The 13,997-nt window shown below is 71.2% G+C and carries 12 protein-coding genes; 3 read left to right on the top strand and 9 right to left on the bottom strand.

Annotated features, from left to right (window positions below):
* The first annotated feature begins 15 nt into the window (after positions 1 to 15).
* Positions 16 to 831 (top strand): transcriptional repressor LexA, encoded by an 816-nt coding sequence (gene lexA / locus LUU90_RS12830; protein ID WP_425596227.1) that lies wholly within the window; start codon positions 16 to 18, stop codon positions 829 to 831.
* A gap of 118 nt (positions 832 to 949) precedes the next feature.
* On the opposite strand, the gene LUU90_RS12835 is transcribed toward lexA, so the two are convergent.
* From LUU90_RS12835 to hflX, 8 genes are all read right to left on the bottom strand, one after another.
* Complete coding sequence (locus LUU90_RS12835) at positions 950 to 1,939, bottom strand: L-lactate dehydrogenase (RefSeq protein ID WP_275003819.1); 990 nt, start codon at positions 1,937 to 1,939, stop codon at positions 950 to 952.
* Between the two features lie 9 nt (positions 1,940 to 1,948).
* A complete protein-coding gene (locus LUU90_RS12840; protein ID WP_425596228.1) occupies positions 1,949 to 4,054 on the bottom strand; it encodes an ATP-dependent DNA helicase in 2,106 nt (701 codons plus the stop codon).
* A 53-nt stretch (positions 4,055 to 4,107) separates the two neighbouring features.
* Positions 4,108 to 5,043, bottom strand: coding sequence for a carbohydrate ABC transporter permease (locus LUU90_RS12845; protein ID WP_275003821.1), 936 nt, complete (start codon positions 5,041 to 5,043; stop codon positions 4,108 to 4,110).
* 1 nt (position 5,044) lies between these two features.
* On the bottom strand, positions 5,045 to 6,019 hold the full coding sequence (locus LUU90_RS12850) for a carbohydrate ABC transporter permease (RefSeq protein ID WP_275003822.1): 975 nt from the start codon (positions 6,017 to 6,019) through the stop codon (positions 5,045 to 5,047).
* A 61-nt stretch (positions 6,020 to 6,080) separates the two neighbouring features.
* Positions 6,081 to 7,454 carry an ABC transporter substrate-binding protein gene (locus tag LUU90_RS12855; protein WP_275003823.1) on the bottom strand — a complete coding sequence of 458 codons (1,374 nt, stop codon included), beginning with the start codon at positions 7,452 to 7,454 and terminating at the stop codon, positions 6,081 to 6,083.
* 87 nt (positions 7,455 to 7,541) lie between these two features.
* Complete coding sequence (locus LUU90_RS12860) at positions 7,542 to 9,218, bottom strand: glycoside hydrolase family 13 protein (protein WP_275003824.1); 1,677 nt, start codon at positions 9,216 to 9,218, stop codon at positions 7,542 to 7,544.
* A 53-nt stretch (positions 9,219 to 9,271) separates the two neighbouring features.
* Positions 9,272 to 10,291, bottom strand: a complete 1,020-nt coding sequence (locus tag LUU90_RS12865) for a LacI family DNA-binding transcriptional regulator (RefSeq protein ID WP_275003825.1) — start codon at positions 10,289 to 10,291, stop codon at positions 9,272 to 9,274.
* Positions 10,292 to 10,387: 96 nt separating this feature from the next.
* Positions 10,388 to 11,929 (bottom strand): GTPase HflX, encoded by a 1,542-nt coding sequence (gene hflX, locus LUU90_RS12870; RefSeq protein ID WP_275003826.1) that lies wholly within the window; start codon positions 11,927 to 11,929, stop codon positions 10,388 to 10,390.
* Between the two features lie 146 nt (positions 11,930 to 12,075).
* Here hflX and LUU90_RS12875 point away from each other — a divergent pair, with 146 nt between their 5' ends.
* On the top strand, positions 12,076 to 12,711 hold the full coding sequence (locus LUU90_RS12875) for a hypothetical protein (protein WP_275003827.1): 636 nt from the start codon (positions 12,076 to 12,078) through the stop codon (positions 12,709 to 12,711).
* A 40-nt stretch (positions 12,712 to 12,751) separates the two neighbouring features.
* Here LUU90_RS12875 and LUU90_RS12880 read toward each other — a convergent pair whose 3' ends face one another.
* Positions 12,752 to 13,288 (bottom strand): GNAT family N-acetyltransferase, encoded by a 537-nt coding sequence (locus LUU90_RS12880; protein WP_275003828.1) that lies wholly within the window; start codon positions 13,286 to 13,288, stop codon positions 12,752 to 12,754.
* 100 nt (positions 13,289 to 13,388) lie between these two features.
* Between LUU90_RS12880 and LUU90_RS12885 the strand changes: the two genes are divergently transcribed.
* Positions 13,389 to 13,988, top strand: a complete 600-nt coding sequence (locus LUU90_RS12885; RefSeq protein ID WP_275003829.1) for a class I SAM-dependent methyltransferase — start codon at positions 13,389 to 13,391, stop codon at positions 13,986 to 13,988.
* The last annotated feature ends 9 nt before the right edge of the window (positions 13,989 to 13,997 follow it).

Here is a 13,997-nt window from a genome sequence, read left to right on the forward strand (position 1 = left end):
GGGAGGGGCACGGGCATGACGGGACGGGACGGGACCAGCGACACGAGAGCCGTCGACACGGCACTCTCCGGCGTCGCCACGCTGGACGCACCAAGCGACAAGGCGGTCGCTGACGTGCACGCGATCTCTCCGACAGACCGCCTCACCGAGCGTCAGCGCCTCGTGCTGGACACGATTCGGCAGTCGTTCGAGACGCGGGGCTACCCGCCGTCGATGCGTGAGATCGGTGAGGCCGTCGGGCTGGCCAGCCCGTCGAGCGTCAAGCACCAGCTCCAGATGCTCGAGAAGAAGGGCTTCCTGCGCCGCGACCCCAACCGGCCGCGCGCCATGGAGCTCGTGGAGCCGTTGGCCGAGCAGGTCGACAAGCCGACCCGGGGTGAGATCCACTGGCCCGAGCCGCGCCGTAGCGGCCAGGTCCACTGGGGCGGTTCGGTGCCGGACGACGCCAGCACTCCTCCGCCGTCGTACGTCCCGCTCGTCGGCCGCATCGCGGCCGGTGGCCCGATCCTTGCCGAGCAGGTCGTCGAGGACGTGTTCCCGCTCCCCCGCCAGCTGGTGGGCGACGGCGAGCTGTTCCTCCTCAAGGTCGCCGGCGACTCGATGGTCGACGCCGCGATCTGCGACGGGGACTGGGTCGTCGTACGGCGCCAGAACGTTGCCGAGCAGGGCGAGATCGTCGCCGCCATGATCGACGGCGAGGCCACGGTCAAGACGTTCAAGCAGGCCGACGGCCACGTGCTGCTGCTGCCGCAGAACCCGGCCTACGAGCCCATCCCGGGCGACGAGGCCCAGATCCTGGGCCGTGTGGTCGCGGTGCTGCGCAGCCTGTAGGGGTCCCGACCAGCGACGGACAGGTCTCGACGAGCCCGATCGAAGGATGGCCACGGCCATCGTCGATCGCGCTCGTCGAGACCTTCTTGTTTCCCGCTCCTTCTAGCGCCGAAGCGATCTAGAAGCCGAAGCGCTTCTGCACCGCCCGCACACTGTCCGCGGACGCGCGCAGACCGGCAAGCTCGTCGTCGGACATCGGCACGCGCACATTGTCCGTCACACCGCGCCGGTCCACGAGCGACGGCACGGAGAGGCACACGTCGCCGATGCCGTAGTAGTCGTCCAGCAGCGACGACACCGGCATGATGCGCCGCTCGTCCTTGAGCACCGCCTCGATGATGCGGGTCCCGGCCAGGCCGACCGCATAGTTGGTCGCGCCCTTTCCCGCGATGATCCGGTACGCGGACTCGACCACCTCGTGGTGCACCTCCGCGCGCACCGCGTCGTCGAGCGGCGGGTTGTCGCCCAGCGGCTCCCAGTCGAGGAGCGGGACGCCGCCGATCGATGCGGAGCTCCACAGGGCGATCTCCGAGTCGCCGTGCTCGCCGGCGATGTAGGCGTGCACGTTCCCGACCGCCACACCGCAACGCTCGGCGAGCACCACACGCAGCCGGGACGAGTCCAGGACGGTGCCGCTGCCGAACATCCGCTCGCGCGGCAGCCCGGAGATCTGGAGCGCCGCGTAGGTCACGACGTCCACGGGGTTGGTCACGATCAGATAAGTGGCGTCCGGGGCGACGTCGACGAGTCCGGGCAGGATCTCGCGCATCAGCCCGATGGTTCCCTCGGCGAGGTCGATCCGGGACTGCCCGGGCTTCTGCTTGGCACCCGCGGTCACGACGACGACGTCGGCACCCGCGCACACGGCGACGTCGTCCGAGCCGATCACCTGCGCCTGGGAGGTGAACATCAGGCCGTGCTGCAGGTCGAGCACCTCGGCCTCGACCTTCGACCGGTTGATGTCGTGCAGGGCGATGGTCCGCGCCGATCCGCGCGCGAGCGCCGCGAAGGCCAGCGTGGACCCCACGGCACCCGCCCCCACCACGGCGAGCTTGGTGGTACGGGAGCCGGATGACGGGGTGGCCGGGATGTCCGAAAGGGCTGCCATGCCTCCAGGCTATGTGTCCAGCCTCGCCAACGCGGCGCGGACCAGCGACGAGTCCGTGGTGGGCCAGAACCCGGGCATCGAACGGGTCAGGAACGACGCGTAGCGGGCGGTCGCGAGCCGGGGGTCCAGGACCGCCACCACCCCCCGGTCGTCCATGCTCCGCACCAGACGCCCGGCACCCTGCGCGAGCAGCAGGGCCGCGTGCTGCGCGGAGACCGCCATGAACCCGTTGCCGCCCGCCTGCTCGACCGCGCGGGCGCGCGCCGCCTTGACCGGGTCGTCCGGACGCGGGAACGGGATGCGGTCGATGAGCACGAGCTGGCACGACGGCCCCGGGACGTCGACGCCCTGCCACAGGGACAGCGTGCCGAACAGGCAGGTGGCCGGGTCCTCGGCGAACTGACGCACCAGTGTGGGCAGCTGGTCGTCACCCTGCGCCAGGATCGGGAAGTCCAGTCGCTCGCGCATGGCCTCCGCCGCCGCGTTGGCCGCACGCCGGGACGAGAACAGGCCGAGCGTGCGCCCGCCGGCGGAGGTGATGAGCTCGGCGATCTCGTCGAGCTGCGCCTCTGTCGTCGGCTCGCGACCGGGGGCCGGCAGGTGCCGCGCCACGTAGAGGATGCCCTGGCGCGGGTAGTCGAACGGGCTGCCGGCGTCGAGGCCCTGCCACGGCGGGGCGTCCTCGCCCTTGAGACCGATCGTGGCCGCCACCGGCTCGAACGTGCCACCCAGCGCAAGCGTCGCCGACGTGAACACGCCGGTCGCCTCGCCCAGCAGGTGGGTCCGGATCAGCCCGGCCACGTGCAGCGGCGCCGCGTGCAGGCGTGTCACGTTGTCACCGAAGCCGCCCCAGCCGTTGTCCGGGCGCGAGCACCACAGCACGTCGGCGGTCGTGTCCTTGAACGCCATGCGCTCCGCCGTCTCGAACAGCTGGAGCATGGCACCCTGCGCCATCTTCAGTCCCGGCTCCGGCTGGCCGGCGGGCTGCCCCTTGCCGCCCCCGGCCTCCGGCTTCAGCGTGCTCAGCACCTCGCGGGCGGCGTCACGTACCGCGCCGACCGCCGCACGCAGCTCGTCCGGCAGACCGTTCGGGAACCGCTCGGCGGGCGCTGTCACCAGCAGGGTCCCGAGGGCTTGCGCCGCCTGGTCGAGGGCGTCGGTGTTCGTTCCGGCGTGCCGCCGGGCCAGGCGGGCGGCGCTCTCCACCGAGGCCATCGACAGGTCCACCGTGGCCGACGACGTGACCCGGTCCGTGAGCTCGTGCGCCTCGTCCACGACCACGACGTCGTGCTCCGGGAGGATGCCCGGGCTGCCCGTGGCCGCGATGCCGAGCATCGCGTGGTTCGTCACCACCACGTCCGCCTCCCGGGAGGTGGTGCGCGCCTTGTCCGGGAAGCACTCGGCGAGCATGGGGCACTTGCCACCCAGGCACTCCATGGCGGTGACCGAGACCTGCCGCCAGGCCCGGTCCGGCACGCCCGGCACGAGGTCGTCGCGGTCCCCCGACTCCGTCTCCCCGGCCCACTCGTGCAGGCGCCGGACGTGGTCGGCGAGCGTCGCCCCGTCGTCCTTGCGCCGGCCGCGAGCACCACCGGGGACCGCGGGCTCCTCGGTGCGGGGGTGGTCCTCGCCGCCGGGCAGGTCGAACAGGGTGGGCTCGTCGGCGGGATACCCGCCGCCGACCTTGTGCACGCAGAGGTAGTTGTGCCAGCCCTTGAGGAGAGCGATCCGCGGTTCGCGCGGGAGCTGGGGCGTCACGGCCTTGGCGACGAGCGGGAGGTCGCGCGTGATGACCTGGCGCTGCAGGGCCAGGGTGGCCGTCGAGATGATGACCTTGCTGCCGGACGCGACCGCGTGCCGGACGGCGGGCACCAGGTAGCCGAGCGACTTGCCGGTACCGGTACCCGCCTGGACGAGCAGGTGCTCGCCCTTCTCGATGGCCTCGCCGACCGCTACCGCCATGCGGTGCTGACCGTCCCGGCGCCCACCGCCCAGCTCGCCGACGGCGAGGTCGAGAAGCTCCTCGACCTCGGGAATCCGCTCGGCGGCACTGGTTGCGGTAGGGGCGTCGGGAAGGCTGGTCACACGTTCGATCCTAGGCCGGACCACCGACATGCACCCCACGTCGTCCACAGGTATCTGCGGGCGGCGGGCGGTCGGCGGGAGGGCTACCCCTTGACCGCCCCACCCAGGCCGGCTCCGCTGAGGAACAGGCGCTGGAAGGCGAGGAAGAGGGCGATCGGCAGCACCGTGGAGATCGCGAGCGCCGCGAGGAAGACATCGAGCTCCAGGTAGGGCGCGATGGCCGGCAGCCGGACGGACAGGGGCTGGTGGGCCGGGTCGGGAAGCACCAGCAGCGGCCAGAGGTAGTCCTTCCACGCGGCGATGACGGCGAACACGGAGACGACGCCGAGGATGGGCCTGGACATCGGGAGGACGATGCTCCACAGCAGCCGGAAGGGTCCGGCGCCGTCGACGCGGGCGGCCTCGAAGATCTCGCGCGGGAGGCCGTCGAAGAACCGTTTGACGAGGAGCACGTTGAACGCGCTGGCGCCCATGGGCAGCCAGACGGCCCAGAACGTGTTGAGCAGGCTGACGTGGACGATCGGCAGGTCGAGGATGGTCAGGTACAGCGGCACGAGGAGCACGACGGACGGCACGAAGAGCGTCGCCAGGACGAGCCCGAAGATCACGTTGCCGTACCTGGGCCGGAGCACGGACAGCACGTAGCCGCCGGTGGTGGCGACCAGGATCTGGAAGAACCAGGCCCCGACCGCGATGATCAGCGTGTTGACGAAGTAGTGGTCGATCTCGGCCCGGGTCCACGCGGTGGCGAGGTTCGCCCAGTCGATCCCGGTGGGGAACAGCCCGAGGGGGTCGCGCAGGGTCTCCTGGGTCGGGGTGACGGCGGCCTTCGCGAGCCAGAGGATCGGCCCGAGCCCGACGACGACCAGGGTGACCAGCAGGCCGCCCTGCAGTACCCCGAGGGAGCCTCGTACGCTCGGCCGGCGCCGGTCGTGGGAGGAGACGATGCCCCGTTCGGGCCGCTCGGGCCGGGTGGCGCGCCGGCGGGCGAGGGCCGGGGTCCGGGTGTTCGCTGCCATGTCAGCTGCTCCAGGGTCGGGTCACGCGGAAGTACACCGCGGAGAGGACGGCCAGGACGCCGGCGAGCATCAGGCTCAGGGCGGTCGCGGCCCCGTAGTTGCCGCCGAGGCTGCTCCCGAACGCGTAGTCGTAGATCAGCATCAGGACCGTGAGGGTGGCGTTGTTGGGCCCGCCCCCGGTGAAGAGGAATGGCTCGAGGAACACCTGCGCGGTGCCGATCACCTGCAGGATGAGCGTGATGAAGAGGACGCCGCGCAGCTGGGGCAGCGTCACGTGCCAGATCTTGCGCCACACGCCGGCGCCGTCGACCTCCGCCGCCTCGTAGAGCTCGGTGCGCACCCCGACGAGGGCGGCGAGGTAGATGATGACGGTTCCGCCGGCCGCCGCCCAGGTCGCTTCGAGAACCAGGGACGGCATGGCGCTGGTGGCGTCCTGGAGCCACGGGTACGGGCCGAGCCCGACCCAGCCCGCGATGGTGTTGAAGACGCCGGTGTCCGAGGCGTCGTAGAAGAACTTCCAGAGCAGCACCGCCACGACGGGCGGCACGACGACGGGCAGGTACGCCAGCGCGGAGAACAGGCCCCGCATCTTGCGCACCTCGCTCATCAGGACCGCGGCGGCCAGCGGCAGCGGGTACCCGAAGACCAGCGCGAGCAGGGCGAACCACAGCGTGTTCCGCACGGCCTTGCCCAGTAGCGGGTCCTGCAGCACGAACACGAAGTTGTCGAGCCCCACGAACACGGGGGCCGTGACGAGGTTGGTCTCCTGGACGCTCATGACCAGCGCGCGTCCGATCGGGAACCAGGAGAAGACGCCGAACACGAGGATCATCGGCAGCGCGATGACCAGGGTGCTCAGGCCGCCGTCGCGCAGCCATTGCCGGGGCGTGCCGCGCCGGGCACGGCGGGGCCTCGTGGGTGACGGCGGGGGTGGTGCCGGAGCCGTGGCTCGCAGCGGGCTGGAGATGGTCGTCATCGTGGATCCTTCGCTTCGGTGGCCGAGCCCGCCCCGACGGGCGAGCTCGGCCAACGGGAGGTCAGCTGCGGTCGAGCAGGCCCTGGACCTGGGTCTGCGCATCAGCGAGGAGCGCGTCGATGTCCGCGTCCTCGTCCGTCAGCACCGCCTGGACCACCGGGTCGAGCGCCGCGTACACCTCCTGGGTGGCGACGGAGGGCTCGGGGATGACCGGCTGGTCGAACATCTGCTCCGTCATGGGCGCGAAGTTCTCCAGCGGGACGTTGACGAGATCCTTGATCCAGCTCTGCTGCTGCTCGTAGGTCGCCTGGTCGAAGATCGGCAGGGCCGGCGCGCCGACGGGCTGGTCGGTCCTGGCGGCGATCTCGGCCTCGGCGACGGCCGCCTCCTGGTCGGTCAGCTTGGAGATGTAGTAGAAGTCGATCCACTTCACCGCTGCCGCCTGTTCCGCCTCGGACGCCGCCGAGCTGACCGCGGCGAGCGTGCCGCCGCCGAGCGTGCCGGCGTCGTCGCCTTCCAGCGGCAGCACCGTCACGCCGTACTCGTCGGGGTTCATCTGGTTCTGGGTGAACAGGTTGGGGTAGTTCGCCCCGCCCGAGACGTACATGCCGATCTTGCCGGCGGCGAAGTCCTGGTTGATGGTGCTCCAGTCGTACAGGAAGCTCGCGCCCATGGAGTTGTCCTCCCAGCGCATCTCCCGCAGCATCTCGAGAGCCTGGGCCGTGGCGTCGTTGTCCACGGTGGCGGTCGCCTCCTCGCCCTCGCCCTCGACGACGCGGCCGCCGAGCGCGTAGGTCTCGGTGGTGAGGATCCAGCCGCCCGTGTTGCTCTGTGTCATGTGGGCGTACCCGGCCTGGCCGGTCTTGTCCGCGATGACCTTGGCGGCCTCACGCACCTCGTCCCACGTCGCGGGCGGGTTGTCCGGGTCGAGCCCGGCCTCCTCGAAGAGCGCGCGGTTGTAGTGCAGTCCCTGGTTGTAGGCGGAGATCGGGACGGCCCACATGCCGCCGTCGGTGTCCTGGCCCGCCTCGGCGATGGTGGGGTTGAACTGGTCCGCGTAGGGCAGCTCCGCGACGAGCTCGCTGATGTCGGCGATCTGCTCACGCTCGATGAGGGCGCGACCGTCGGTGAACGGGATCGGGAAGACGTCGGGCAGCGTGCCGCCGGCGAGCTCGGCGGCGAACGTCGTGCCGGACCAGGTGAACTCCTTGGTCGCGACCTGGATGTCCGGGTTCACCTCCTCGAACTGCAGGATGCGCTCCTCGAAAGCACTGATCGCCTCCGGCTCCAGGCCGGCGTCGATGGCGACCTCGATGGTGACCGGCCCGGTGGGCTCGGCGGCAGGCTCTTCGGACGAGCCACAGGCCGTGAGGGTTACCGCGACGGACAGGACGCCCACCAGGGCGATCGCCGCGCGCTTCTGTGCTGACTTCATTGTCACTCCTTGGTCGTGTGCCGCTGGGGCGGCATCTCTGGGGTAAGCACTGCTGGGAAAGCCGTTGAGCAGGGGGAAGGCGGGGAATCAGGACGGCAGGTCGAGCCAGACAGCTGTGTCCGGCCCGACGTCGCCGTCGACGGGACCGCTCGCCAGGAGCACCGTGGCTCCGGCGGGGAGCGGGACGGGAGCCGTCCCGAGGTTGACGACGCACGCGAAGCGAGCGCCGCGGGCGAACGCGACGACGTTGTCGCCCTCGTCGTCCAGGTCGAGGTCGAGGTCGAGCCACGCGAGCTCCTCGGAACGCAGCGCGGGGAGGTCGCGCCGCAGGTGCAGCGCCCGACGGTAGAGACTCAGCATCGAGTCCGGGTCGCCGTCCTGGCTCGCCACCGAGTAGTCCGGCCAGTCGGCGGGCTGGGGTAGCCAGGGCGCGCCGCCGCCGTCGGGCCCGAACCCGAGGCTCGGGCCGGTACGGGTCCACGGGAGCGGCACGCGGCAGCCGTCCCGGCCGGGGTCGACACCCTCCGACCGGAAGTGCATGGGGTCCTGGATGAGCTCGCGCGGCACGTCCGCCTCGGGCAGGCCGAGCTCGTCTCCCTGGTAGACGTACAGGGCGCCCGGCAGCGCCGCGACCAGCAGCGCGGCGGCCCGCGCCCGGCGGGTGCCGAGCTCCAGGTCGGACGGCGTGCCGAACCGCTTGGCCGCGAAGTCGAAGGACGAGTCCTCACGTCCGTACCTGGTCACGGGCCGGGTGACGTCGTGGTTCGACAGCACCCAGGTGGCGGGCGCTCCCACGGGGGCGTGCGCCTCGAGGGTCATCCGGATCGACTCGCGCAGCTCCTTGGCGTCCCAGGGGCGGGCCATGAAGTCGAAGTTGAACGCCGTGTGCATCTCGTCGGGGCGCAGGTACTGGGCGAAGCGTTCGTGATCCGCGAGCCACACCTCACCGACGAGCACCCGCGGCTCGGCGTAGGAGTCGGCGACGCGCCGCCAGCCGCGGTAGATGTCATGGATCTCGTCGCGGTCCAGGTGCGGATGCTCCCCCGGGCCCACCGTCTCCGGCACCTCTGGCAGCGCGGGATCCTTGACGATCAGGGCCGCCGAGTCGATCCGGATGCCTGCCGCGCCCCGGTCGAACCAGAACCGCAGGACGTCCTCGTGCTCCTGCCGGACGTCGGGGTGGTTCCAGTTCAGGTCTGGCTGTTCCGGTGTGAACAGGTGCAGATACCACTGCCCGGGTGTGCCGTCCGGGTTCGTCGTGCGGGTCCAGGTCTGCCCCTGGAAGCTCGACACCCAGCCGGTCGGGATCTGCGCCCCGTCCGGCCCCCCGCCGTCGTGGAACCAGAATCGCTCGCGCTCCGGCGAGCCGGGGCCGGCCGCCAGAGCCGCGCGGAACCATTCGTGCTCCGCCGATATGTGGTTGGGGACCACGTCGACGATGGTCCGGATGCCCAGCTCGCGGGCCTCGGCGATCAGCGCCTCGGCGTCGTCCAGGGTGCCGAACGCCGGGTCGATCCGACGGTAGTCCCGCACGTCGTAGCCGCCGTCCGCCAGGGGCGAGGCGTACCAGGGCGTGTACCAGATGGCGTCCACCCCCAGGTCACGCAGGTAACCCAGCCGGGAACGGACACCGGCGAGGTCACCGGTGCCGTCGCCGTTCCCGTCCGCGAAGCTGCGGGGGTAGACCTGGTAGATCACCGCACTGCGCCACCAGTCGTGCCCGGCGGGGCGCTGTGCTGCTGCAGGCTCGGACGTCGTCGTCATGCAGTGAACCGTAAGTCACGTGACAACGAACGCGCAAGAACTCGACAGGAACCTTATTGATTCGTGACAACCTTCGCCGCGGCGGTGGAGGCGCGGACCACGAGCTCCGGCTCGAAGAGCAGCTCGTCGCGCGGCACGTCGCTGCCGTCGATGAGCGCGGCGAGCAGGTCGACGGCGGCGCGGCCCATCGGCTCGATCGGCTGGCGCACGGTCGTCAGGGCCGGATCGGTGGAGTTCATCAGCGCCGAGTCGTCGAAGCCGACCACCGACACGTCCGCCGGGCACGACAGCCCGACGCGCCGCACCGCGCGGATCGCACCGAGCGCGAGCGGGTCGCTGGCGCAGACGATCGCGGTGGCGCCCCGCTCGATCAGGCGGTTGGCCGCCGCCTGGCCGCTCTCCAGGGAGTACTGCGAGTGCACCACCAGGTCGGCGTCGAGCGCGAGGCCGTGCCGCTTCGCGAACCGGTGGGCGGCGTCAAGCTTGCGCTCCGACGGGACATGATCGGCCGGGCCCAGCAGCAGGCCGATCCGCTGATGACCCAGCGACGCGACGTGGCCCATCGCCTGCTCGATCGCCACGAGGTCGTCGGTGGCGACGCGTGGGAAGTCCAGGTCCTCGATCGACGCGTTCATGAGCACGACGGGCAGTCCAAGGTCCTCCAGCCGCCGGTAGTGGGAGTGGTCGGCCTCTCGCTCCGCGTAGAAGCCACCCGCGAAGATCACGCCGGAGACCTGCTGCTGCAGCATGAGGTCGATGTACTCGGCCTCGGTGACGCCGCCGGCGGTGCGCGTGCAGAGCACCGGCGTGTACCCCTGCTGGGCGAGCGCGCCGCCGATCACCTCCGCGAACGCGGGAAAGATCGGGTTCACCAGCTCCGGCAGGACCAGCCCGACGAGCTTGCCGCGACTGCCCCGCAGCTTGGTGGGCCGCTCGTAGCCCAGCACGTCGAGGGCCGTGAGCACCGCGTCCCGGGTGCCCTGGGACACCCCGGGCTTCCCGTTGAGGACACGGCTGACCGTCGCCTCGCTGACCCCTACCTTCTTCGCCACATCCGCTAACCGTCTCGACATGACGTCGATCCTAGTCACGGACAACGCAAACCGCTTGCAGGGGTTTCATACTCCTGCAAGCGGTTTGCGTTGCCGACGTCGGACGCCGACCGTGCATCAGGACACGACGGCGACCCGCTCCAGCTCGGTGGCGAGCTGCTCGTCCACGCGGCCACGCAGGTGCGTACCCGTCGCGACGTGCTCGGTCAGGTCGATGTCCCCGTGCTCGTGCACGCGGTGCACCAGGTCGCCGCGCTCGTACGGCACCACGAGGTCGATCTGGATGCCCGGGCGAGGCAGCTCGGCGGCGATCCGGGCCCGGAGCTCGGCGATGCCCTCTCCCGAGTGCGCCGAGACCACGGCGGTGTGCCGCTCGCGCCGCTGGATACGACCGACGACCGTCGGGTCGGCGATGTCGGCCTTGTTCAGCACCACGATCTCGTGGACGTCCTCGAACGCCGGGATCTCGGACAGCACCTCCCGGACAGCGGCGATCTGGCCCTCCGGGTCCGGGTGGGACGCATCGACCACGTGCAGCAGGATGTCGGCGTCGCCGACCTCCTCCAGCGTGGACCGGAACGCCTCGATGAGCTGGTGCGGCAGGTGCCGCACGAACCCGACCGTGTCCGTGAAGGTGTAGACGCGGCCGTCCTCGGTCTTGGTACGGCGCACCGTCGGGTCCAGCGTGGCGAACAGCGCGTTCTGGACCAGGACGCCCGCGCCGGTCAGCGCGTTGAGCAGCGAGGACTTGCCCGCGTTCGTGTAGCCCGCGATGGCGACCGCCGGGATCGCGTTGCGCTTGCGGCTCAGCCGCTTGGTCTCGCGGGCCGGCTTCATCGCGACGATCTCGCGCCGCAGCTTGGCCATCCGGTCGCGGATGCGCCGCCGGTCCAGCTCGATCTTGGTCTCACCGGGACCACGCGAGCCCATGCCGGCACCCGCGCCGCCCACCTGGCCACCGGCCTGGCGGGACATCGAGTCGCCCCAGCCGCGCAGGCGCGGCAGGAGGTACTCGAGCTGGGCGAGCTCGACCTGGGCCTTGCCCTCCCGGGACTTGGCGTGCTGAGCGAAGATGTCGAGGATCAGAGCCGTCCTGTCGACGACCTTCACCTTGACCACGTCCTCCAGCGCACGGCGCTGGGAGGGTGCGAGCTCGCTGTCGACGATCACCGTGTCGGCGCCCGTCGCCAGGACCACCTGGGCCAGCTCCAGCGCCTTGCCGGAACCCAGGTACGTGCCCGGGTCGGGCTTCTGCCGACGTTGCAGCATGCCGTCCAGCACCTGGGAGCCGGCCGTCTCTGCCAGAGCGGCGAGCTCGCGCAGCGAGATCTCCGCGTCACGGGCCGCGCGCTCGCCTCCCGAGTACAGGCCGACGAGCACCACCTTCTCCAGGCGGAGCTGCCGGTACTCGACCTCGGTGACGTCCTCGAGCTCGGTCGACAGACCGGCTACGCGACGCAGCGCCGTGCGCTCCTCGAGCTCCAGCTGGTCACCGTCAGCCACGGTGTGCACCGTGTCGCCGTCGGCACGTGCGGTCCCCGCCCGAGCGAGAACCCGTGCCACGACATCGTTCGCGATCGCCTGGGCATCTGCCTGGACTGCGCGGAGTTCGGGCGTCTCCTCTGCGGGGAGCTCGGGCTCTGTCGGGGTGTGGGTCATGTATTACCTAACTCTCGGTTGTTCGTGCTCAGTACAACAAGGATCCCACGGCCGAAAGTCCCGCGGCTATGTCTTTCCCGCACCGACCGCCGTCGACCCGCTGGCTGTGGATAACCACCCCTGGCCGACCGCGGCCGCTGCCAGACTTGACGGGCAACCTCACCACGCCGATCAGGGGGCCGGAGATGCTCGAGGAACAACCACAGCAGAGGCAGTCACGGACCGGCACGACCTGGACCGAGGAAGAGAACGAGCAGGTGGTGGCGCTGGTGCGCAGCGGGGCGGACCTGGACGCAGTCGCGGACGGGGTCCGGCGGTCCAGCACGTCGGTGGTGGCCCGCCTGCGGCGGATGCTGCCGCTGGAGCACCGGTCCTGCCCGAACGACCGCGTGGTCCTTGCGCTCCGCGAACACCTGCGCGACCCCGACTACGACTGGCAGGGACAGATGCTCCTGACGCTGCCGCCGCGCCCGGTGGTCAACCCGCCCGCGATCGTCCGTGAGGGCCTCGCCGGCCTGGCGGACGACGACCTGGTGACCGTCGCGCACAGCGTCCTGCTCGACGACCGCGTCGCCACGGCCGACCTGCGCGGCCGTCTTGTCGCCGAGGTGAAGCAGCGCGGGCTCGCGGACCGGGTCGGGCAGTCTCACGAGTCGTACCTGGCCACCCACCGGGAGCTCACGGGATTCCGCGACCTGGACGAGCAGGTTCATCGCTGGTCGAAGGCCGTGGGCCTCACGGTGCACCGGAACCCGTACGCCTGGGCGGACGGCCCGTGGTAGCGACGCCTGCCGCCGACGCCTGCGGCCGGCCCACCGCCGGTCAGAAGTCCAGCCGCAGCACCCGGCGCCGTTTCGTCGGCCGGCTGACCTCCGTCAGCCCGGCTGCCTCGAACGGGCCGGCCGTGCCAACGTTGACCTCGCCCCAGGAGATCTCCCGCCCCGGGTCGGGCACTATCGGATATCCCTCGACGGCCTGGGCGCCCCGCTCCCGCGCGTGCTCGACGGCGGCCGCCGCCAGGTCGTACATCAAGCCCTGCTTGCGGTAGCCCGCGCGGATCGCGAAGCACGTGACGGCCCACACGCCGTCGTCGTCCTTGTCCTCGTGCCGGCCCGCCCACGGGACCTGGCTGCCGCGGTAGCGGACGAACTCGGTGCGGGGCGCCACCGCCACCCAGCCGGCGGGCTCACCGTCGACGTACCCGACCAGGGCGCCCGACGTCGGCGCGTCCGGACCGGCGTCGAGCTGGTCGCGCAGGTGGTGAGTGCGCTCCTCGACCGACAGGTGCCACCAGGCGCCGTCGCCCAGCCGGATACGCTGGCACTGGCAGTGGTGGGCGCCGCCGCGTGTGCCGAACACCACCTACACGTCGTCCCACCGGTCCGGGGTCGCCGGCACGATCTCCATGACGGAAGGCTGGCACCGGTCATCCTGCCCGGCAAGCGCCTAGGATCGTCCGGTGTCCACCGACCACTACTTCACCGCGCAGCCCGCCTCGGACGACGAGCGCCGCATCCGCACCGTCCACCTCGCCGGTCGGGAGCTGGAGGTCGAGGTGGCACCGGGAGTCTTCTCACCCGGCGGGGTCGACAAGGGCACAGCGGTGCTGCTGAGCGGGGTGCCCACGCCCCCGCCGTCGGGCAACCTGCTCGATCTGGGGTGCGGCTGGGGGCCCATCACGATCTCCCTCGCGCTGGAGGCGCCGCACGCCACCGTGTGGGCCGTCGACGTCAACGAGCGGGCCCTCGACCTGGTGCGCCGCAATGCCGAACGTCTCGGCCTGGACAACGTCAGGGCAACCCTGCCGGACGAGGTGCCCGCGGACCTCGAGTTCGACGTGTGCTGGTCCAACCCTCCGATCCGAGTGGGCAAGCAGGCGCTGCACGACCTCCTCACGCGCTGGCTCCCCCGGCTCGCGGACGGCGCCGAGGCCTGGCTCGTGGTGCAGAAGAACCTGGGGTCCGACTCGCTGGCGCGCTGGATCACCGACACGCTCGGTCTCCCGGTGGACCGGGAGGCGTCGTCCAAGGGATTCCGCATCCTGCGCGTGGCGGGCTGACGCCGCACG

The organism is Promicromonospora iranensis (assembly GCF_028994775.1).
GTDB classification, from domain to species: domain Bacteria; phylum Actinomycetota; class Actinomycetes; order Actinomycetales; family Cellulomonadaceae; genus Promicromonospora; species Promicromonospora iranensis_A.